Source organism: Streptomyces decoyicus, from assembly GCF_019880305.1.
In the GTDB taxonomy this organism is placed as follows: domain Bacteria; phylum Actinomycetota; class Actinomycetes; order Streptomycetales; family Streptomycetaceae; genus Streptomyces; species Streptomyces decoyicus.
This window is the reverse complement of record NZ_CP082301.1, coordinates 5238781-5257305: the sequence shown is the minus strand read 5'-3', so window position 1 is coordinate 5257305 and position 18525 is coordinate 5238781. Positions and strand designations below refer to the sequence as shown.

Here is an 18525-nt window from a genome sequence, read left to right as displayed (position 1 = left end):
GACACGAGGGTGGCCAGACCGGACGGGATCCGGCCACACCTCGTGCGTCAGGGGGCCAGGTGGCCGGGGCCGAACGCATCCGGCAGCAGCTCCGACAGCGGCCGGATGCCCGACGCCGTGTCGACCAGCAGCTCCGGGCCGCCGTGTTCCCACAGCAGTTGGCGGCAGCGGCCGCAGGGGACGAGCAGGCCGCCGGTGCCGTCGACGCAGGTGAAGGCGGTCAGGCGGGGGGTCGGGCCGTGCTCGGGCCGGCCCGTGAAGAGGGCGGAGACCAGGGCGCATTCGGCGCAGAGGGCGAGGCCGTACGAGGCGTTCTCGACGTTGCAGCCGGTGAGGGTGCGGCCGTCGTCCACGAGGGCGGCGGCGCCGACGGGGTAGCCGGAGTAAGGGGCGTAGGCCCGGGACATCGCGTCCCGGGCCTGCGCGCGCAGTGCGGTCCAGTCGACCGGCACCGGTGGTGTCATGCGCCTTGTCCTCGGCGGTAGGGCCTGCCGTTCGCCTTCGGCGGCCGCAGCCGCTGGGAGAAGAGGGCGAGCACCAGCAGGGTGGCGATGTAGGGACTCGCCTCGACCAGTTCGAGGGGAACGGTGTCGGCCAGGAAGTACCACCCTATGAGGACGGCGGCGGCGACGGCCGACACCGCGGCCTGGGCGCGCTTGGCGGCGCGCAGCCGGAGCAGGGCGAGCACCGCGAGGAGCGCGGCCAGGCCCAGCAGCAGCGCATGGACGGTCGGGCCGCCGCTGCGCAGCTGCATGGCGTCCATGAAGCCGAACAGGCCCGCGCCCATCGCGACGCCGCCCGGCCGCCAGTTGCCGAAGATCATCGTGGCGAGACCGATGTAGCCGCGGCCGCCGGTCTGGCCGTCCTGGTAGAAGTGCACTCCGATGGAGAGGAAGGCACCGCCGAGGCCGGCCAGGGCTCCGGAGACCAGCACCGCCGCGTACTTGTACGAGTAGACGTTGACGCCCAGAGTCTCGGCCGAGATGGGGGCCTCGCCGCAGGAGCGCAGCCGCAGTCCGAACGAGGAGCGCCAGAGTACGTAGAAGGTGCCGATGAACAGGGCGATGGTGAGCAGGGTCAGCCAGGAGACGTTGGTGACCGCGGCGCCGAGGATGCCGGCGACGTCGGAGACCAGGAACCAGTGGTGGCCCTCCAGGGAGTTCAGCCAGTCCGACAGGCCGGGGACTGTGAACGTCGGCATGTCGGGCATCGGCGGGGACTGCTTGTCGTTGCCGCCGGCCGCCATGGCCGCGCTGCCCTCCTGGCCGAACCACAGGGTGGCCAGGTACTGGGTGGCACCGAGCGCCAGGATGTTGACCGCGACACCGGAGACGATGTGGTCGACGCCGAAGGTCACGGTGGCGACGGCGTGGATGAGGCCGCCGAGCGCGCCGCCGAGGATGCCGGCCGCGGCCGCCGCCCAGGGGCCGTGCTGCCAGCCGACCCAGCCGGCCGCGAACGAGCCGAGCATCATCATGCCTTCGAGGCCGATGTTGACCACGCCGGCCCGCTCGGACCACAGTCCGCCCAGACCCGCCAGGCCGATCGGTACGGCGGCGCTCAGCGCGGCGCCGAACTGGCCGGTGGAGGTGAGGTCCCCGGCGCCGGTGACGGCCCGGAGGGCGGAGACGGCGACCAGGCCGACGGCGATGATCAGCAGGATCCAGGGGTAGGTCAGCTTGCGCCGGCCGCCCCTTCCTGGGACCGCGAGCTTGGTCGCGGACTTGAGGTCCGTACTCACGCCGACACCTCCGGGTTGTCACTCTTGCCGGACTTGTCGGCGTTTGTCGTGCGGGACAGGGCGGCCAGCTCCTCGCCGACCTTGCGCTGCTGTAGGTTCAGCCCGTAGCGGCGCACGATCTCGTAGGCGATGACCACGCACAGGACGATGACGCCCTGGATGACGCCGACGATTTCCTGGGCGTAGCCCTCGAACTCCAGCCGGGAGCCGGTGCGGTCGAGGAACGCCCACAGCAGGGCGCCGAAGGCCATGCCGACGGGGTGGTTGCGGCCGAGCAGCGCGATGGCGATACCGGTGAAGCCGATACCGGCCGGGAAGTCCGTGCCGTACTGGAAGGACTCGCCGAGCAGGGTGGGCATGCCGACCAGGCCGGCCGCCGCGCCCGACAGCAGCATGCTGCTGACGACCATGCGCTTGACGCTGACACCGCTGGCCTCGGCGGCCGACTCGGAGGCGCCCACGGCGCGCAGGTCGAAGCCGAAGCGGGTGCGGTTGATGCCGAACCAGTACAGCGCACCGGCCAGCACCGCGATCACCACGAAGCCGAGGACCGGCTTGGGGTGGGTCGGGAAGGAGAAGAAGTGGCTGGATTCCGGGAGGAACTTGGTGTGCAGGAGGTTGCCGTCCTTGATGGCGAGGCGGCCGTCCTGCAGGAAGTAGCCGATGATCGAGGCGGCGATCGCGTTCAGCATGATCGTGGTGATCACTTCGCTGACGCCACGGGTCGTCTTCAGCAGACCGGCGATGCCCGACCAGATCGCGCCCACCAGCATCGCGATGACGATGAGCAGGATGATCTGGATCGCGCCGGGGAGGGCGATGGCCCCGCCGACCGCGGCGGCCGCGAAGGCCGCCAGGCGGTACTGGCCGTCGACGCCGATGTTGAAGAGGTTCATCCGGAAGCCGATGGCGACCGCCAGTGCCGAAAGGTAGTACGGCACCGCCTTGTTGATGATCCAGACCTGGCTGTCGCTGTAGTGGCCGTAATCGGCCATGATCCCGTAGGCCCGGAACGGATTCTCGCCCGACGCCAGGAAGACCAGGGACGAGATCACAATCGCGGCGACGATGGCCAGGACGGGCGCGGCGATCGCGAGGATCACCTTGTCCCGGGTGGCGCTCCTGGCGATGGCTTCCACGGTGGGGTTCTTGGCGGGGTTCTTGGTGGAGGTACTCACTTCTGCTCACCGCCCTGCTCGCCGGCGCCGTCCGGCGTGCTGCCGTGCGACGCACCGTCGTCCGACGGGTTGCCGTCCGACGCGCTGTCGTCCGCCGCCGCGTCCGCGGCGGTGAGGTGGCCGCTGGCGGCACCGGTCATGGCGGAGCCCAACTCCTCCGGGGTGATGACGGCGGGGTCCGCGTCCGCGACCAGCCGGCCCCGGTACATCACCCGCAGGGTGTCGGACAGGCCGATCAGCTCGTCCAGGTCGGCAGAGATCAGCAGCACCGCCAGGCCCTCGCGGCGCGCCTCGCGGATCTGTTCCCAGATCTGCGCCTGCGCGCCGACGTCGACGCCGCGGGTGGGATGGGCGGCGATCAACAGCTTGGGCCGGTGGCTCATCTCGCGGCCGACGATCAGCTTCTGCTGGTTGCCGCCGGAGAGCGAGGACGCGGTGACCTCGATGCCGGGGGTGCGCACGTCGTACTCCGCGACGATGCGCTCGGTGTCCTTGCGGGCCCCGGCCAGGTCGAGGAGCTTGCCCTTGCTGTTGGGCCGCTCGGTGACATGGCCCAGGATGCGGTTCTCCCACAGCGGGGCTTCCAGCAGCAGTCCGTGGCGGTGGCGGTCCTCGGGGATGTAGCCGATGCCGCCCTCGCGCCGGGCGCGGGTGGAGGCCCCGGACAGGTCGCTGCCGTCCAGGGTGACGGTGCCGTGGTCGGGGGTGCGGGTGCCCATGACGGCTTCGACGAGTTCGGCCTGGCCGTTGCCCTCGACACCGGCGACGCCCAGCACCTCGCCCTTGTGGATGGTGAAGGAGATGCCGTCCAGGACGGTGCGGACCACGCCGTCGGTGTCGGTCGCGGAGAGGTGCAGATCTCTGACGCGCAGCATCTCCTCGTCCGTGACGGTCGATTCGCGGGTCTCCGGGGACGGCAGTTCGCTGCCGACCATCAGCTCGGCCAGCTGCTTGGAGGTGGTCCGGGACGGCTCGACCGACGCCACGGTGGTACCGCGCCGTATGACGGTGATGTCGTCGGCGACCGAGAGCACCTCGCCCAGCTTGTGCGAGATGAAAATGACGGTCAGGCCCTCGGACTTGAGCTCGCGCAGGTTGTCGAAGAGTGCGTCGACCTCCTGCGGGACCAGTACGGCGGTCGGCTCGTCGAGGATCAGGGTGCGGGCGCCGCGGTAGAGGACCTTGAGGATCTCCACCCGCTGGCGGTCGGCGACACCGAGGTCCTCGACCAGGACGTCCGGCCGGATGCCCAGCCCGTACGCGTCCGAGAGCTCCTTTATCTTCGCGCGGGCGCCGGCGGCGATGCCGTGCAGCTTCTCCGCGCCGAGGACGGTGTTCTCCAGGACGGTGAGGTTGTCGGCGAGCATGAAGTGCTGGTGCACCATGCCGATGCCGCGGGCGATGGCGTCGCCCGGGGTGTGCAGGGTGACCTGCTCGCCGTCGAGCTCGATGGTGCCCTCGTCCGGCTTCTGCATGCCGTAGAGGATCTTCATCAGGGTGGACTTGCCGGCACCGTTCTCGCCGCACAGGGCGTGGACGGTGCCGCGGCGCACGGTGAGATGGATGTCGTGGTTGGCCACGACACCGGGGAACCTTTTGGTGATTCCGCGGAGTTCAACAGCAGGGGCGTCCGGGCCGGCCGGGCCGCTGCTCGTGGATGCTGCGTTGATGGCGCACTCCCCTCGGGGATGAAGGAGCGGAAAGGACGTAAGAAAAGCGGGGAAGGGACCGGAAAGGCCGGTCACAAGGGGGACGTGGGGCCTGTCCCCCGGGGCCGGCTCTGCGGCGGCCCGGGGCGGCGGTGGTCCCTGGCTACGGCGTCTCCTTGACCTTCACCTTGCCCTCGATGATCTTCTTCCGGGCCGCGTCGATCTGCGGCTGGATGTCCTTGATGAAGCCGCCCGAGGTGGCGAGCGAGACACCGCTGTGCTTGAGGTCGTAGGCGTGGATGCCGGTCAGCGGCTTGTGGTCCTCGACGCTCTTGATCAGGTCGAAGACCGCCACGTCGACGTTCTTCACCACCGAGGTGAGGATGCGGTTCTTGTAGCGGGCCAGACCGGGCTGCTGGTACTGGTCGGAGTCGACACCGATCGCCCAGGCGCCCTTGACCTTGCTGACCGCCTCGATCGTTCCGGCGCCCGACTGCCCGGCCGCGGAGTAGATCACGTCGATATCGCTGTCGAGCATGCCGCCGGCCTTGGCCTTGGCGGCGGCCGGGTCGTTGAAGCCCTTGTCGTTGTTCGGGTAGAGGTACTGCGACGTGACCTTGGCCTTCGGGTCGGTGTCGCGGACCCCCTGCTCGAACCCGGCCTGGAACTTCTGGATCAGTGCGTTGTTCACGCCACCGATGAAGCCCACCTTGTGGGTCTTGCTCTTCAGCGCGGCCGCGACGCCGGCCAGGTACGAGCCCTCGTGCTCGGCGAAGACCATCGCATCGACGTTCTTGCCCTCCGGCACGGCGTCCACGACACCGAAGGTGGTGTCGGGGAAGTCCTTGGCGACGTTCTGCACGGACTGGCTGTAGGCGAAGCCGACGCCGATGACCGGGTTGTAGCCGGCCTCGGCGAAGGAGGTGAGCCGCTGTTCGCGGTCCGCCTCGGTCTCGCCGTTCTTGGCGGTGAGCATCTTGACGTTGACGCCCAGCTTCTTCTTCGCGTTCTCCGCACCGCGGGCGGCCGCTTCGTTGAACGAGTGGTCGTCCCGGCCGCCGATGTCGAAGGCCAGCCCGACCCCCGCGTGTTTGGCGCGATTGGCCTCGGCAAAGCTCTGACCGCACGCGGTGGCGGTGAGCGCGAGGCCCGCGGTGGCGGTGGCCGCGGCGGCAATCCTGATGACCCGACGCACGGGGCCTTCCCTTCGCTCTAAGCGCCCCCATTGGCGCTGGCTTGTCGGGAGATTAACGCGCGTAGACCTGGCGCAAAACCCTCCACTGCGTGGACGTTATCGATTCGAGGCGTAGGGCACCTGGACGAAACACAGCCGGGCGATATGCGAAGCCCGTCCCGGCAACCTGCCGGAACGGGCCGTTATGCGCACTTTGCGGTGACTGGTCGGCTCTACGCCGCACTCCTCGCGTGAGCGCCGTCACGCGGGCGGCCGCAGGAGCCCTCCGGCGCCTTCGTCCCGCTGTCCTGGCGCCCTCGTCCCGCCCCCCTCGTCCCGGCCGCCCTCGTCCCGCGCCCTGGCGCCCTCGTCCCGCCGTCCTCCCGCCGAGCCACGGCGGGCAGCGGCCGCGCCGTCGTGATCAGTCCGGCAGATCCCCGTCGAGGAGCGCCGCTGCGGTGAAGAGTTCGACGCCGACCTTGATCGCCAGCTCGTCCACATCGAAGTCTCCGCGGTGCAGATCCCGGCGCGTCGGGTCGGCGGGCGGGTGGACGCCGAGGCGGGCCATGGCACCGGGGACATGTTCGAGGTACCAGGAGAAGTCCTCCCCGCCGAGGGACTGCTCGGTGTCCTCGATGGCGCCCTCGCCACGGCGGGCGGCCATCGCGGAGTGCAGCAGCTGGACGGTGACCGGCTCGTTGACCACCGGCGGCACCCCGCGGACGTAGGTGATCTGCGACTTCGCGCCGTGCAGCGCGGCCACCTCGTCGATCGCCGCGTGCACCAGGTCCGGTGCCTTCCGCCAGGCGTCGAGATCGAGACAGCGGACCGTGCCGGAGAGTTCGGCGTGCTGCGGGATCACATTGCAGGCGTGGCCGGAGGCCAGACGGCCCCAGGTCACGGCGAGGCCGGCGCGGGCGTCGACCCGGCGGGAGAGCAGGGCCGGTACGTCCAGGGCGACCCGGGACGCGGCGGTGACCATGTCGGTGGTCAGGTGCGGGCGGGCGGTGTGGCCGCCGGGGCCGTCCAGCCCGACCTCCAGCCGGTCGCAGGCGGAGGTGATCGCTCCCGTACGGATCCCGATCCGGCCGGCGTCGACGCGCGGGTCGCAGTGGAGGGCGAGGATCCGGCCGACGCCCTCCAGGGCGCCGGACTCGATCGCGTCGGAGGCGCCGCCCGGCAGCACCTCCTCGGCGGGCTGGAAGATCAGCCGGACGGGACGCGGCAGGGCGCCGGCCCGCGCCAGTTCGGCCAGGACCAGGCCGGCGCCGAGGACGACGGAGGTGTGCACGTCGTGGCCGCAGGCGTGCGCACGGCCGGGGATCGTCGAGGCGTAGTCGACGGTCTTGGTGTCCGGGATGGGCAGCGCGTCGATGTCCGCGCGCAGGGCCAGCAGGGGGCGCGCGGGGGCCGCGGCGAGCGCCGCTCCGTCGGCCGTGGCGTCCGGTGTGCCGATGTCACAGATCAGGCCGGTGCCGATGGCCAGTACCCGGGGCCGCAGACCGGCCCGCTCCAGCCGTTCCTTGAGCCCCGCGGTGGTCCGGAACTCCTGGTTGCCGAGCTCGGGATGCATGTGCAAGTCGCGGCGGAAGAGGCCGAGTTCGGCGCGCAGCGCCTCGGGGAGGGCGCCGGGGAGCTGGTCCCCGGCGGGAGTACGGGCGGTGCCGGCATCGCGGGAGATCGAGTGGTTCACCCGTGGAAGGTTACGGGCCCCGATGGGGCAACTGTCCCTCGATCAACAAAAGTTCAGCCCGTTAGGGGAAGAAAATCTAGGCCGCTCGGCGCATGGACGGTTTATGCGACGGGTATGCAGTAAGGCTTCCCGCGCGCGGTCATCCGGTGGCCACCCGCTGGGTGAACGGCAGTCGCTGCACGTCGCGGGCGGTGCCGGTGACCCCGTCGAGGAAGCCCTGGGCGCGCGGCGAGGCGTGGGCCGTCAGCCACTCCGGATCGATGTCGCAGACCGCGACCTTGACCTCGGTGCCCCGCAGGGCGAGCGGCAGGGTGTGCACGACCGTGGAGGGGAAGCTGACGATCAGCCCTCCGATGGGGCCGCGCCGGGCGATCAGTTCCAGCGGCAGATCGGGCCGGACGATCTCCAGCCCCGTCTCCGCCACGAGCCGGCGCAGCTTTTCGGCGCTCTCCTTGCGGTGCGCGAAGTAGCGGGTGGCGCCGTGCGTACGGGCCAGCATGCCGACCGCCGCCAGATAGCGGTCGGCGTCCACGACTCCGGTCTCCACCAGCGAGGTGCCGACGATATCGGCGGCGCGGGTGAGCCGGGGCGGGCCGAAGCGGCCGCGGGTCCAGGCGAAGTCGTTGGTGGTGACCTCGACGCCCGGTGGTGCCTCGACGGGCATCGAGCTGAACAGCCCGACGGTGCGCCGGCCGCCCTCGGGCTCCGGGGTGAGCCGGCGCCGGGCGGTGGCGGAGAACGGCGCGAAGACCAGGTCCCGCGCGCCGCGCCCGCTGCCGTTGCGGTGCCAGCGCACCAGCCGTTCGCCGTGGGCGAGTTGGGAGATGAACTCCATGGTGGCGGTGCCGTCGTCGACCACGACCAGATCGCGCGCCCTGGTGAGGGTGAGCAGCAGCTGGACGTAGCGGGAGAACGGGTCGCCGATGACGATGCGGCGGGCGCGGCGCAGCAGCGGGGTGAGCCCGCCGACGGTGCGCATCGGCGCCGTCGGGCCGCCGCGGGCCTCTTCCCAGCGCACCGTGTGGCCTTCGTCGCGGGCGAGTTCGGCCATCCGGCGCAGCTGGCCGCGGGTCATCGGGTCGTGCGGGGAGAGCACGACGACGGTGAGCGCGGTGGCCTGTGCCGTGTACGCCCATTCCAGGACGTTCAGCAGCTGCACCGGGCTCTCGACGAACGCGAGGGTGCCGGAGTCCCGGGCGGCGGCATCCGGTCCGGAACCGGTGCGTGCGGGCCGGCGGCGCTGCCGCGGCACCCCCAGGAGACGACGGGCGGGAGAACCCGTCGTCTCCTGGGGCGGGACCCCGGTGCCGGGCGTGACGGGCCCGGCGGGGGCCCCTTCGGGTGAGCTCACCATCGCTCCCGTCGGTTCGTGGGCCCGGCCGTCAGACCGCCGCCGGCTCGGCGCCGGCCTCGGCCTCGGCGACCACGCCGGTGACACGGCGCAGCTTCTTCATCGGGCCGAGCTCGCTCTCGTAGACCTTCTTGACGCCGTCACCGAGGGACTCCTCGATGGTGCGGATGTCGCGGACCAGGCGGGACAGGCCGCCGGGCTCGACGGAGGCGGCCTGGTCGGAGCCCCACATCGCACGGTCGAGGGTGATGTGGCGCTCGACGAAGGTGGCGCCGAGGGCGACCGCGGCGAGGGTGGTCTGCAGGCCGGTCTCGTGGCCGCTGTAGCCGATCGGGACGTTGGGGTACTCGTCCTGGAGGGTGTTGATCATCCGCAGGTTGAGCTCCTCGGCCTTGGCCGGGTAGGTGCTGGTGGCGTGGCAGAGCAGGATGTTCTCGCTGCCCAGGACCTCGACGGCGTGCCGGATCTGCTTGGGGGTGGACATGCCCGTCGAGAGGATGACGGTGCGGCCGGTGGCGCGCATGGCACGCAGCAGCTCGTCGTCGGTGAGCGAGGCGGAGGCGACCTTGTAGCAGGGCACGTCGAACTTCTCCAGGAAGGCGACGGACTCGACGTCCCACGGGGAGGCGAACCAGGCGATGCCGCGCTTCTTGCAGTACTCGTCGATGGCGCGGTAGCCGTCCTCGTCGAACTCCACGCGGTGGCGGTAGTCGATGTAGGTCATCCGGCCCCAGGGGGTGTCGCGCTCGATGTCCCACTGGTCGCGCGGGGTGCAGATCTCCGGGGTCCGCTTCTGGAACTTGACGGCGTCACAGCCGGCGTCGGCGGCGGCGTCGATCAGCGCGAAGGCGTTCTCCAGGTCGCCGTTGTGGTTGATGCCGATCTCGCCGGTGACGTAGACGGGGCGGCCGGGGCCGGCCTCGCGGGAGCCGAGGGTGCGGAGGCGGGAGTTGCTGCTCATGGGGAGGGTTCCTTCGTGTCGATCAGGGGGTGTGCGGGGTGTTCAGGGGTGTTGGGGGGTGTTCAGGGGGTCTTTGTGGGTTACAGGGACGGGCCCAGCAGCCAGGCGGCGATCTCTCGGATCGCGCCGCTGCCTCCGGGCGTCGCGGTGACCGCGCGGGCCGCGCCGCGCACCACGTCGTGCGCCCCGGCGACCGCCACGGGCCAGCCGACGAGGTCGAAGCACGGGAGGTCGTTGACGTCGTTGCCGACGTAGAGCACGCGCTCGGGCGCGATGCCCGCTTCCTCGCACCACTGCTTGAGGGCGAGGTCCTTGCGGTCGATGCCGTGCAGGACGGGCACCCGCAGCTTGCGGGCCCGTGCGGCGACGACCGGGTTGGTCTCGGTGGAAAGGATCAGCAGCTTCAGCTCCGCCTTGCGTAGGGCGGCGATGCCGAGGCCGTCGCCGCGGTGCACCGCGACGATCTCCCGTCCGTCGGCGTCGATCAGCACCCGGTCGTCGGTCTGGGTGCCGTCGAAGTCGAGGACGACGGCGTCGATGTCGTCGAGGGTCGGCAGTGCGCCGGGCCGCGGGGCGTCCAGCAGCGGCGCGAGCGCGCGGGCGCGGGCCAGGTCGTGCGGGTCGTCGATCTCCAGCACCCGGGCGGGGTCGGTGCGCACGAGTTCGGTGCGGCCGAAGAAGCGGTGGCCGCCGGCGCGGAAGCCGGCCGCTTCCATGGCGTAGGCGGCGCCGGTCTCCAGCAGGTCCTGGGGGCGGTCCTGGCGGCGCGGCCGGAAGGACTTGTCGTGGTTGACGCCGTAGCCGCCGGTGGTGGTGAGGGCGGCCGGGGCGGTGGCGGTGGGCTGCGCGGGGACCGTGGCGGCCACGGGCCGCTCGGCGGGAGCCGGGCTCACGTCCGCGTCATCGGCGGCGTCGCGCCAGACGAAGCCGTGGAACGGGGCCACGGTCAGCGCGCTGTCGGCGCCGCCCTCGACGACCGCGGCGGCCACCGAGTCGATGTCCTCGCGGACGAGGAAGGGGCTGGTGCACTGGACCAGCAGCACCGCGTCGACCCGGGTGCCGTGCTCGGCCTCGTAGGCGTCCATGGCGTGCAGGACGGCGGCCTCGCTGGTGGCGGTGTCGCCCGCGATGTCGCCGGGGCGCCGTACGACGACCGCTCCGGCGCCGCGGGCCGCGGCCGCTATCCCGGCGTCGTCGGTGGACACCACGACATCGGTGACCAGGCGGGCGGCGCGGCATTCGCGGACCGCGCGGGCCACCAGGGGCACTCCCCCGACGGCGGCGAGGTTCTTGGCGGGCACGCCCTTGGATCCGCCGCGGGCGGGGATGACGGCGACCACGGTCGGCGGGCTGCTCTGCGGGTTCGGCGGCATGTCGGGCTCCTTCCGGGGGCCGTGCGGGCTCCGGGGACTGGCGGGCGACGGGAGGGTCACAGCTGCCCCCAGCGGCGGATGGCGGGGGCGACGCGCTGGACGCCGTGGCGGTAGGCGCCGCGGGCGGCCTCGCGGACCGTCTCGCGGGCGACCCGGCGCAGTCCGCCGGTCTCCTCGGGGGCGTCCGTATGGCCGGCGACCGGCGCCCCGTGCGGGTCCAGGCCGTGCCGGGCGAGGATGCCGGGGAGGTAGCCGGGGGCGGTACGGGCTGTGTAGTACGGGGTGAGGGGCGGCAGCCGGTCGGCGGTGCGCAGCGCGGTGACCCGGGCGCGGGCCGCGTCGAAGGCCTGCTCGTAGTCCCCGGCGGCGGCGACGCCCTGCCGGGCGAGCCAGTCGGCGTCGGGCTCCGGGCGGTGCCCGGCGTCCAGCTCGTCCCAGGAGGCGAGGCAGCCGGAGCCGAGGAAGTGGTGGTTGCCGAGGACCTCGCGGATACCGAGGTCGGTGAGGACGGCGGTGGGGATGCCGCGGTGCAGCGACTCCAGGGCGGCGGTCGAGCTGACCGTCACCATCAGGTCGGTGCGGTCCAGGACCTCGCCCATGTTGCCGTACACCAGGCGGCAGTTGGCGGGCAGTCCGCCGGGCGCCTTCGTGGCGAGCTTCTGGTAGGGCAGCTCCTCGATATGGGTGGTGTGCTCGCCCGGCTTGCTGCGGAGCTTGATCAGCACCTCGCGGTCCGGGTGCCTGCGGGCGTGCTCCACGGCCCGGCGCAGCAGGTAGGTCCGGTCCGCGCGGCTCTCCGGGACGGAGGGCTGGGCGGCGAACACCACGGTGTAGCGGTGCTGCGCGCCGGTGTCGCCGTCGCGGCGGTAGCGGTCGCCGCCGAGGAACGGCAGGGCGCATTCGACGACGCTGCCGTCGTCGGCGCCGACCCCGCGGTAGACCTCGCGGAACCGGTCCGCGTCGTGCCGGGAGTTGGCGAGGACGACATCCGCGCCGTGCCGTAGCAGCAGCCCGTCGGCGAGCTTCTCGTAGACCACACCGACGTAGCCGGTGACGACGGCGGGGCGGCGCTCGGCACCCTGCCAGGCGCGGCCGAGGCCGTGCAGCATCGCCTGCACCGCTCCGCCGACACAGGCCAGCACGACGACGTCGCAGACCGTACGGTCGAGGGACCGGACGAAGTCGACGCCCCTGATTTCGCGCAGCGAGTCCGCACGGGCGCCGACCTCGTCGAGCTGGCGGACCGTGGGAGTGGCGCGGCCGCGGAGAAGGTAGCCGTCGAGCCGGATGTCCGATTGGATTCGGTACGCTGTCAAAGCGCCCCATTTCCATCGGGTATCCGAGTCGGCGAGCACGGCGACCCGCGGCGAAGAAGAGGTACGTGATGGCACGTCGATGACGCTAGGAAGGCATTCCGTTTGGCGGGCCAACTGGGTCGCAACAAAGGGTTAACAGCGGGTCGACGAATGACTAACCAGCCCGATTGTCGGCCCGGTTAACCATCCCGCCATTCTTCGTTCACCTTGAGGTCCGCACCCGGTAAAGACGAATGCCGTCTGCGCACCTAACGTCACCCGGGTGGTTAAGCTCTCCGTCATCGTGCCGTTCTACAACGTGCAGACATACGCGCCCGACACCCTGAAAAGCCTGGCGGCCAATGCCCGTGAGGACTTTGAATTCCTGCTCGTCGACGACTGTTCCCGCGACGAGACCCCGGAGATCCTCGCGCGCGCCGAGCGTGAGCTGCCGGGCGCCAGACTCCTGCGGCACGAACAGAACGGCGGCCTGGCCACCGCCCGGAACACCGGCCTGGACGAGGCCCGCGGCGAGTACGTCACCTTCCTGGACGGCGACGACTGGCTCGCCCCCGGCTACTACCCCGAACTCCTCGGCGTCATGGAGGAGTCGGGATGTGACTTCGTCCGTACCGACCATGTCCAGTGCACCGCCCGCGCACGCACCGTGCACCGTGTCCCGCACGGCCGGCGCGGGGTGGTGATGGACCCGCGCGAGGTGATCCTGCCCGCCGACCGCTCCACCTCCGTCGACTACGCCTTCGCCTGGGCCGGGATGTACCACCGCCGGCTGCTGGACGAGGGGGTGCTGCATTTCCGGGACGGGCTGCGCACCGCGGAGGACCGCCCGTGGATCTGGCGGCTGCACCGCGAGGCGAAGTCCATGGCGGTGGTCGGGCTGCTCGGCGTTTTCTACCGGCGCGGAGTGGCGTCCTCACTGACCCAGATCGGAGATGTGCGGCAATTGGACTTCATTCGCGCTTTCGATCAGGTGATCGAGGAAACGGCACAGGACCGCGATGCCGATCTTCTGCTGCCGAAGGCGGTGCGCACGTATTGCGCGATCATTTCCCACCATCTCGGTTCGATCGAACGTTTCGAACCGCAGGTCGCCCGTAAATTGCGCGCGATGAGCGCCGCGGCCATGAAACGCATGCCGCAGGACGTACTGAAGGAAGCCCTGGATTCGATGGATGTGCAGCGCGCGTCCCGGCTGCGGCGACTGCGCCGTCGCCCTGTCCCGGCGGAGGTCGCCGCCTGATGTCCACCCGACCGCGTACCCAGATCTTCATGGCGTCCACGCTCTACGGTGCGGCGACGCTCGCCGCTGCGCTGGACGCCGACTGCTTCGCGCCTGCCGACCGCCGGCTGCTGCTGCTCAGCAACAACGCGACCACCCCGGAGACCACCGCGTCGCTGGACACCATGCCCGGCTTCGAGCGGCTGCGCGGCCGCTTCGACCGGGTGCTGTCGTGGAACGAGACGATCAGCCCGTTCCACCCCGGGGGCTGGTCGCCGCGCTCGGACGACGTCCCGCTGTGGGAGCGGCATCTGCGGCTGCTGTGGGGCCTGGGCGACGACCACATCGAGCTGGTCGTGGAGTCGATCCAGGTCAACCCGGCGCTGGCGATCGCCCAGCTGTTCCCGGACGCGCCGATCGATGTCTACGCCGACGGGCTGATGAGCTACGGGCCCACCCGCAACAAGCTCGACCCGCTCATCGGCACGCGCATCAACCGGCTGCTGCATCTGGATCTGGTGCCGGGCCTGACGCCGCTGCTGCTCACCGAGTTCGACGTCGCGCCGCAGACCGTGCCGACCGACGCCTTCACCAAGGTGCTGGCCGAACTCTGTGACGCCAGTGGCGAGGTGGCGGCCCCCGAGGGCGCCGCGCTGCTGCTCGGCCAGTACCTCTCCGCGCTGGGGATCCTCACCCCCGAGGAGGAAGAGGAGCTCCATGTGCGGATGGTGCGCGGCGCCGCCGAGCGCGGCCACCGCGAGATCGTCTTCAAACCGCACCCGTCCGCGCCGGCCCGCTGGTCGCGGCTGCTGGAGCGGGAGGCCGAGAAGCTGGACGTCGCGCTGACCGTGCTGGACAGCCCGGTCCTGGCCGAGGTGCTCTACCAGCGGATGCGGCCGGAGCTGGTCGTCGGCTGCTTCTCCACCGCGCTGCTGACGGCAGCCACGTTCTACGGCCTGCCCACCGCGCGGACCGGCACCGGGCTGCTGCTGGAGCGGCTCACGCCGTACCAGAACAGCAACCGCATCCCGGTCACGATCGTGGACGCGCTGGTGCCCGACCTGGGCGACCGCAGCGAGCACCCGCGCGCCTTCGCGACCGCCGGGAGCATCGAGGGCCTGGTCACCGCGGTCGGCTATGCGATGCAGCACCAGATCTATCCGCAGCTGCGGCCGTCCGCCGAGCGCTACCTCGCGACCCGTCTCGACCAGGTCACCTGGCGCTACTTCAAGCGCCGCCGGCTGACCGCGCTGGCGCTGCCCGGCGCGCTCCCGTCCCAGCTGTCGTTCATTCCGCGCAATGCCACCGTGCGCAGGGTCGCGCGCCGGGCGCGTGCGGTGCAGCGGCGGCTGAAGAAGCGGGCCGCGTTCGGATGAGCACGCCCCAGCTGACGACCGGCGCGCCGCCCGTCGCGCCGGATCTCCTCACCACCGCTCCCCGGCCCGCGATACGGGGGCGCAGCCGCGGCGGACCCTCGCGGCTGCGCGCCCTGGACGGGCTGCGGCTGCTCGCCGCGCTGATGGTCGCCGCGTACCACTACGGGGGCCGCAACGGCGAGATAGCCCAGGCCTGGGGCGGCTCGCCCGCCCACCAATTCCCCACTGCCGCACCGCTGTTCGCCTACGGCTGCCTGGGCGTGCAGATCTTCTTCGTGATCAGCGGCTTCGTGATCTGCCTCAGCGGCTGGGGACGGACGCTGCGCGCGTTCATCGCCTCCCGCGTCTCCCGCCTCTACCCGGCCTACTGGGCCGCGATCCTGCTGGTCACCGCGGTCTTCGCGCTCCCCTGGGTCGCCTTCGAGGCGCTGGCTCCCAGCGAGGTGCTGACCAATCTGACCATGCTCCAGCAGCCGTTGGGCGTGGACCGGGTGCTCGGGGTGTGCTGGACCCTCTGGGCGGAGATGCGCTTCTACGCCCTCTTCGCGCTCTGCGTCGTACTGCCCGGCGCCACCCGCCGCCGGGTGGTGCTGTTCTGCGCGGGCTGGACGCTGGCCGCCGCGCTGGCGCAGGCCGCCCACCAGCCCTTCCTCGACACCGTACTGATGCCGGAGTACGCCCCGTTCTTCATCGGCGGGGTGGGCCTGTACCTGCTGCACCGCTACGGCGCCCGCGATCCGATCGCCTGGGCGATAGTGCTGGTCAGCTGGCTGATCGGCCAGCATTACGCGGTCGCGGGGCTGTGGCACGCACCGTCGGCCACCGCGTTCTCCTACCGCTCGACGGCAGTCATCATCGCCGTCGTCACGCTCGGCTTCGCCCTGGTCTCGGCGGTCGCGCTGGGCAACCTGCACTGGGCGAACTGGCGTTGGCTGACCGTGGCCGGCGCGCTGACCTACCCGTTCTACCTCGTGCACGAGCATCTGGGCTGGGTCGTGGTGCGGGCGCTGCACCACGGCATCGGCCTGCCCTCGTACGCGACGCTGGTGCTGACCGTCGCTCTGATGCTGCTGCTCGCGTGGGTGCTGCACCGCTTCATAGAGCGCCCGCTCACACCCGTGCTGAAGCGGTCGATCGACCCACGGCGCTGATCGACTCCCCGCTCAACTCCCCGCTCGACTCCCCGCGTCCGGGTCCAGGGTGGCCGCGATCCCCGCAACGATGATGCCCAGCCCGGCCTCGAAGTTCTGCTCGATGTCGCCGAACATCTCCTCGCCGGCCAGCGCCGCGAGCGGATACTCCTCGATGAGGCGCCGCTCGCGGTCGGCCAGGTCATAGGCCGGGTCGCGGGCCTCCGGCTGTCCGGGCTCCGGGTGGACCGACTGTTCCTCGATCACCAGGCCCACGGTGTAGTTGTACGCCGTCCACCAGGCCCGCGCCGCGCCGCGCAGGCTGAAGCCCGCCTCGGTGAAGGTGCGCAGCAAGCCGTCGAGCGGCCCGGCGTAGCTCTCGTCGGTCATCCGCGTGCCGCTGAAGACCTTGCCGCCGTCACGGTAGTTGAGCAGCTCGCGGCGCATCGCCCGGCAGCCGTCGAGCAGCGTCTCCTGCCAGGTACGGCCGTCCGGGCCCGCGCCGGCCCCTGCGGTCACCAGCCGCCCGGTCATCCGCCGGAACATCTCGGTGGCCATCTCGTCCAGCAGCTCCCGCTTGTTCTTGAAGTGCCAGTACAGCGCGGGGGCCTGGACGTGCAGCTCCTTGGCGATACGCCGGAGGGTGAGCCCGTCGAGGCCCACTTCGTTCAGCAGCCGCAGAGCGGTGTCCACGACCTGTTTCCGGTCGATGCGCGAAACCATGTTGACAACTTAACACCGTTAAAGCCATGCTCGGAAACATGGAACTTAACAACGTTAAGGACGTCTTCCGTGCCGCGCTGCCCGACGACGGTGCGGCCGTCGACGTACTGATCGCCGGCGCCGGGCCCACCGGCCTCGCCCTGGGCATCGACCTCGCCCGCCGCGGTGTGCGCGCCCTGATCGTCGAGCGGCAGGACCGCCTCTCCCCCGGCTCCCGCGGCACCGGCCTCCAGCCGCGCACCCAGGAGGTCTACGACGATCTCGGGGTGCTGGACACCGTCCGGGCGGCCGGCGGCCGCTACCCGAAGACGGCCCTCTGGGAGAACGGCCGGATCACCGAGACCACCGAGATGATCGAGCGGGTCGATCCGACACCCGCCATCCCGTACTCGAACGCCCTGATGGTGCCGCAGTTCCGCAATCAGGAGCTGCTGTACGAGCGGCTGCAAGAGCTCGGCGGCGAGGTGCTCTTCGGCACCGAACTCACCGCATTCGACCAGGACCCGACCGGGGTGACCGCCCGTCTGCGCCACGCCGACGGAGCGGAGCGCACCGTGCACGGCGCCTACCTGGTCGGCACCGACGGCGGGCGCAGCACCGTACGCAGGGCGCTGGGCGCACGGATGAGCGGTCCGTCGCTGGGGCAGGGCGCCGTACTGCTCGCGGATGTCCGGGCGGACGGCCTCGACCGGGACCACTGGCACCGCTGGCCGCTGGCGAACGGCGGGTTCGTCTCGCTCCTCCCGCTGGCCGGCACCGACTACTTCCAGAGCTTCATCGTGGCCTTCACCGAAGTGCCCGACATCTCGCCCGAGACGGTCCACGCCCAGCTGGCGGCCCACACCCACCTCGGCGCCGAGCAGATCCGCGAGGTCCTGTGGACCTCTCTCTACCGCCCCAAGGCGGGCATGGTGGACGCCTACCGCGCCGGCCGGGTCTTCCTGGCGGGCGACGCCGCGCACATCCACTCCCCGGCGGGCGGCCAGGGCCTGAACACCAGCGTCCAGGACGCCTACAACCTCGGCTGGAAGCTCGGCCAGGTGCTGCGGCACGGCGCCCCCGACACCCTGCTCGACACCTACCACGCCGAGCGCCGTCCGATCGCCGAGCGCATCCTCGACACCAGCACCCGGCTGCACCGCTCCCGCGAGCTGCGGCGCGGCCGGGACCTGCACCAGCTCGACATCGGCTACCGCGACAGCCCCCTGACGCGGGAGCTGCGTACGGACCTCGCCGAGGGCATACCCGTCGCGGGCGACCGGGCCCCCGACGCCCCGTGCAGCACCGCCGACGGCAAGCCCACCCGGCTCTTCGACGCCTTCCGGGGCCCGCACTTCACCCTGCTGGACCTGGGTGGGACCGCCGTCGAGGACACCGCCCTGCCCGCCGGTCCGGACCTGCTGCGCCTCGTCCGCGTCGGCGGCCCGACCCCCGATCTGATCGACACCGACGGCCACATCCGCGACGCCTACGGCCCCGGCCCCGCCGTGCTCCTCATCCGCCCCGACGGCTATCTCGCCCTCGCCGCACCGCCCGAGGACGCGACGGCGCAGGTGACCGCGGCCCTCGGGACCTACCTGGGCGCGACCATGGCACCGGCAGCCCGGTGAACCCCGACGGCCGGTCCGGCGGGCCCACCGC

At 71.5% G+C, this 18525-nt stretch carries 15 protein-coding genes; 4 read left to right on the top strand and 11 right to left on the bottom strand.

Annotated elements, in window-relative coordinates:
• Positions 1-47: 47 nt before the first annotated feature.
• From K7C20_RS23245 to K7C20_RS23200, 10 genes are all read right to left on the bottom strand, one after another.
• The gene (locus K7C20_RS23245; RefSeq protein ID WP_030087048.1) at positions 48-464 is read right to left on the bottom strand and encodes a cytidine deaminase; all 417 of its coding nucleotides are present in this window, start codon (positions 462-464) and stop codon (positions 48-50) included.
• Positions 461-1741 (bottom strand): ABC transporter permease, encoded by a 1281-nt coding sequence (locus K7C20_RS23240; protein ID WP_053209440.1) that lies wholly within the window; start codon positions 1739-1741, stop codon positions 461-463. Before K7C20_RS23240 ends, K7C20_RS23245 begins: the two co-directional genes overlap by 4 nt.
• Positions 1738-2880 carry an ABC transporter permease gene (locus tag K7C20_RS23235; RefSeq protein ID WP_053209454.1) on the bottom strand — a complete coding sequence of 381 codons (1143 nt, stop codon included), beginning with the start codon at positions 2878-2880 and terminating at the stop codon, positions 1738-1740. The genes K7C20_RS23240 and K7C20_RS23235 overlap by 4 nt, the downstream gene beginning before the upstream one ends.
• Before the next feature lie 35 nt (positions 2881-2915).
• Complete coding sequence (locus K7C20_RS23230) at positions 2916-4499, bottom strand: ABC transporter ATP-binding protein (RefSeq protein WP_053209441.1); 1584 nt, start codon at positions 4497-4499, stop codon at positions 2916-2918.
• A gap of 232 nt (positions 4500-4731) precedes the next feature.
• Positions 4732-5763 (bottom strand): BMP family lipoprotein, encoded by a 1032-nt coding sequence (locus tag K7C20_RS23225; protein WP_030087040.1) that lies wholly within the window; start codon positions 5761-5763, stop codon positions 4732-4734.
• 400 nt (positions 5764-6163) lie between these two features.
• Positions 6164-7435: an amidohydrolase gene (locus K7C20_RS23220; RefSeq protein WP_048830119.1), complete on the bottom strand. Its 1272-nt coding sequence runs from the start codon at positions 7433-7435 to the stop codon at positions 6164-6166.
• A 139-nt stretch (positions 7436-7574) separates the two neighbouring features.
• Positions 7575-8789, bottom strand: a complete 1215-nt coding sequence (locus K7C20_RS23215; RefSeq protein WP_245171314.1) for a hypothetical protein — start codon at positions 8787-8789, stop codon at positions 7575-7577.
• 28 nt (positions 8790-8817) lie between these two features.
• A complete protein-coding gene (locus tag K7C20_RS23210) occupies positions 8818-9747 on the bottom strand; it encodes an N-acetylneuraminate synthase family protein (protein WP_030087032.1) in 930 nt (309 codons plus the stop codon).
• A gap of 80 nt (positions 9748-9827) precedes the next feature.
• Complete coding sequence (locus K7C20_RS23205; RefSeq protein ID WP_053209443.1) at positions 9828-11120, bottom strand: acylneuraminate cytidylyltransferase; 1293 nt, start codon at positions 11118-11120, stop codon at positions 9828-9830.
• Positions 11121-11176: 56 nt separating this feature from the next.
• The gene (locus tag K7C20_RS23200) at positions 11177-12475 is read right to left on the bottom strand and encodes a DUF6716 putative glycosyltransferase (protein WP_053209444.1); all 1299 of its coding nucleotides are present in this window, start codon (positions 12473-12475) and stop codon (positions 11177-11179) included.
• Between the two features lie 223 nt (positions 12476-12698).
• Here K7C20_RS23200 and K7C20_RS23195 point away from each other — a divergent pair, with 223 nt between their 5' ends.
• From K7C20_RS23195 to K7C20_RS23185, 3 genes are read left to right on the top strand one after another with little or no spacing between them, the layout of a single operon-like run.
• Positions 12699-13676 carry a glycosyltransferase family 2 protein gene (locus K7C20_RS23195; RefSeq protein ID WP_030087023.1) on the top strand — a complete coding sequence of 326 codons (978 nt, stop codon included), beginning with the start codon at positions 12699-12701 and terminating at the stop codon, positions 13674-13676.
• A complete protein-coding gene (locus K7C20_RS23190) occupies positions 13676-15031 on the top strand; it encodes a polysialyltransferase family glycosyltransferase (RefSeq protein ID WP_030087022.1) in 1356 nt (451 codons plus the stop codon). Before K7C20_RS23195 ends, K7C20_RS23190 begins: the two co-directional genes overlap by 1 nt.
• Positions 15028-16182, top strand: a complete 1155-nt coding sequence (locus K7C20_RS23185) for an acyltransferase family protein (RefSeq protein WP_030087021.1) — start codon at positions 15028-15030, stop codon at positions 16180-16182. Before K7C20_RS23190 ends, K7C20_RS23185 begins: the two co-directional genes overlap by 4 nt.
• Positions 16183-16194: 12 nt before the next feature.
• On the opposite strand, the gene K7C20_RS23180 is transcribed toward K7C20_RS23185, so the two are convergent.
• A complete protein-coding gene (locus K7C20_RS23180; RefSeq protein ID WP_030087019.1) occupies positions 16195-16884 on the bottom strand; it encodes a TetR/AcrR family transcriptional regulator C-terminal domain-containing protein in 690 nt (229 codons plus the stop codon).
• Between the two features lie 38 nt (positions 16885-16922).
• Here K7C20_RS23180 and K7C20_RS23175 point away from each other — a divergent pair, with 38 nt between their 5' ends.
• On the top strand, positions 16923-18494 hold the full coding sequence (locus K7C20_RS23175) for an FAD-dependent monooxygenase (protein ID WP_052414369.1): 1572 nt from the start codon (positions 16923-16925) through the stop codon (positions 18492-18494).
• Positions 18495-18525 lie beyond the last annotated feature (31 nt).

What these genes read in the sequence shown, in the direction of transcription:
- K7C20_RS23245 (WP_030087048.1), bottom strand. Translation starts at nt 464, where the DNA reads ATGACACCACCGGTGCCGGTCGACTGGACCGCACTGCGCGCGCAGGCC.
- K7C20_RS23215 (WP_245171314.1), bottom strand. Translation starts at nt 8,789, where the DNA reads ATGGTGAGCTCACCCGAAGGGGCCCCCGCCGGGCCCGTCACGCCCGGC.
- K7C20_RS23210 (WP_030087032.1), bottom strand. Translation starts at nt 9,747, where the DNA reads ATGAGCAGCAACTCCCGCCTCCGCACCCTCGGCTCCCGCGAGGCCGGC.
- K7C20_RS23205 (WP_053209443.1), bottom strand. Translation starts at nt 11,120, where the DNA reads ATGCCGCCGAACCCGCAGAGCAGCCCGCCGACCGTGGTCGCCGTCATC.
- K7C20_RS23190 (WP_030087022.1), top strand. Translation starts at nt 13,676, where the DNA reads ATGTCCACCCGACCGCGTACCCAGATCTTCATGGCGTCCACGCTCTAC.
- K7C20_RS23185 (WP_030087021.1), top strand. Translation starts at nt 15,028, where the DNA reads ATGAGCACGCCCCAGCTGACGACCGGCGCGCCGCCCGTCGCGCCGGAT.
- K7C20_RS23180 (WP_030087019.1), bottom strand. Translation starts at nt 16,884, where the DNA reads ATGGTTTCGCGCATCGACCGGAAACAGGTCGTGGACACCGCTCTGCGG.
- K7C20_RS23175 (WP_052414369.1), top strand. Translation starts at nt 16,923, where the DNA reads ATGGAACTTAACAACGTTAAGGACGTCTTCCGTGCCGCGCTGCCCGAC.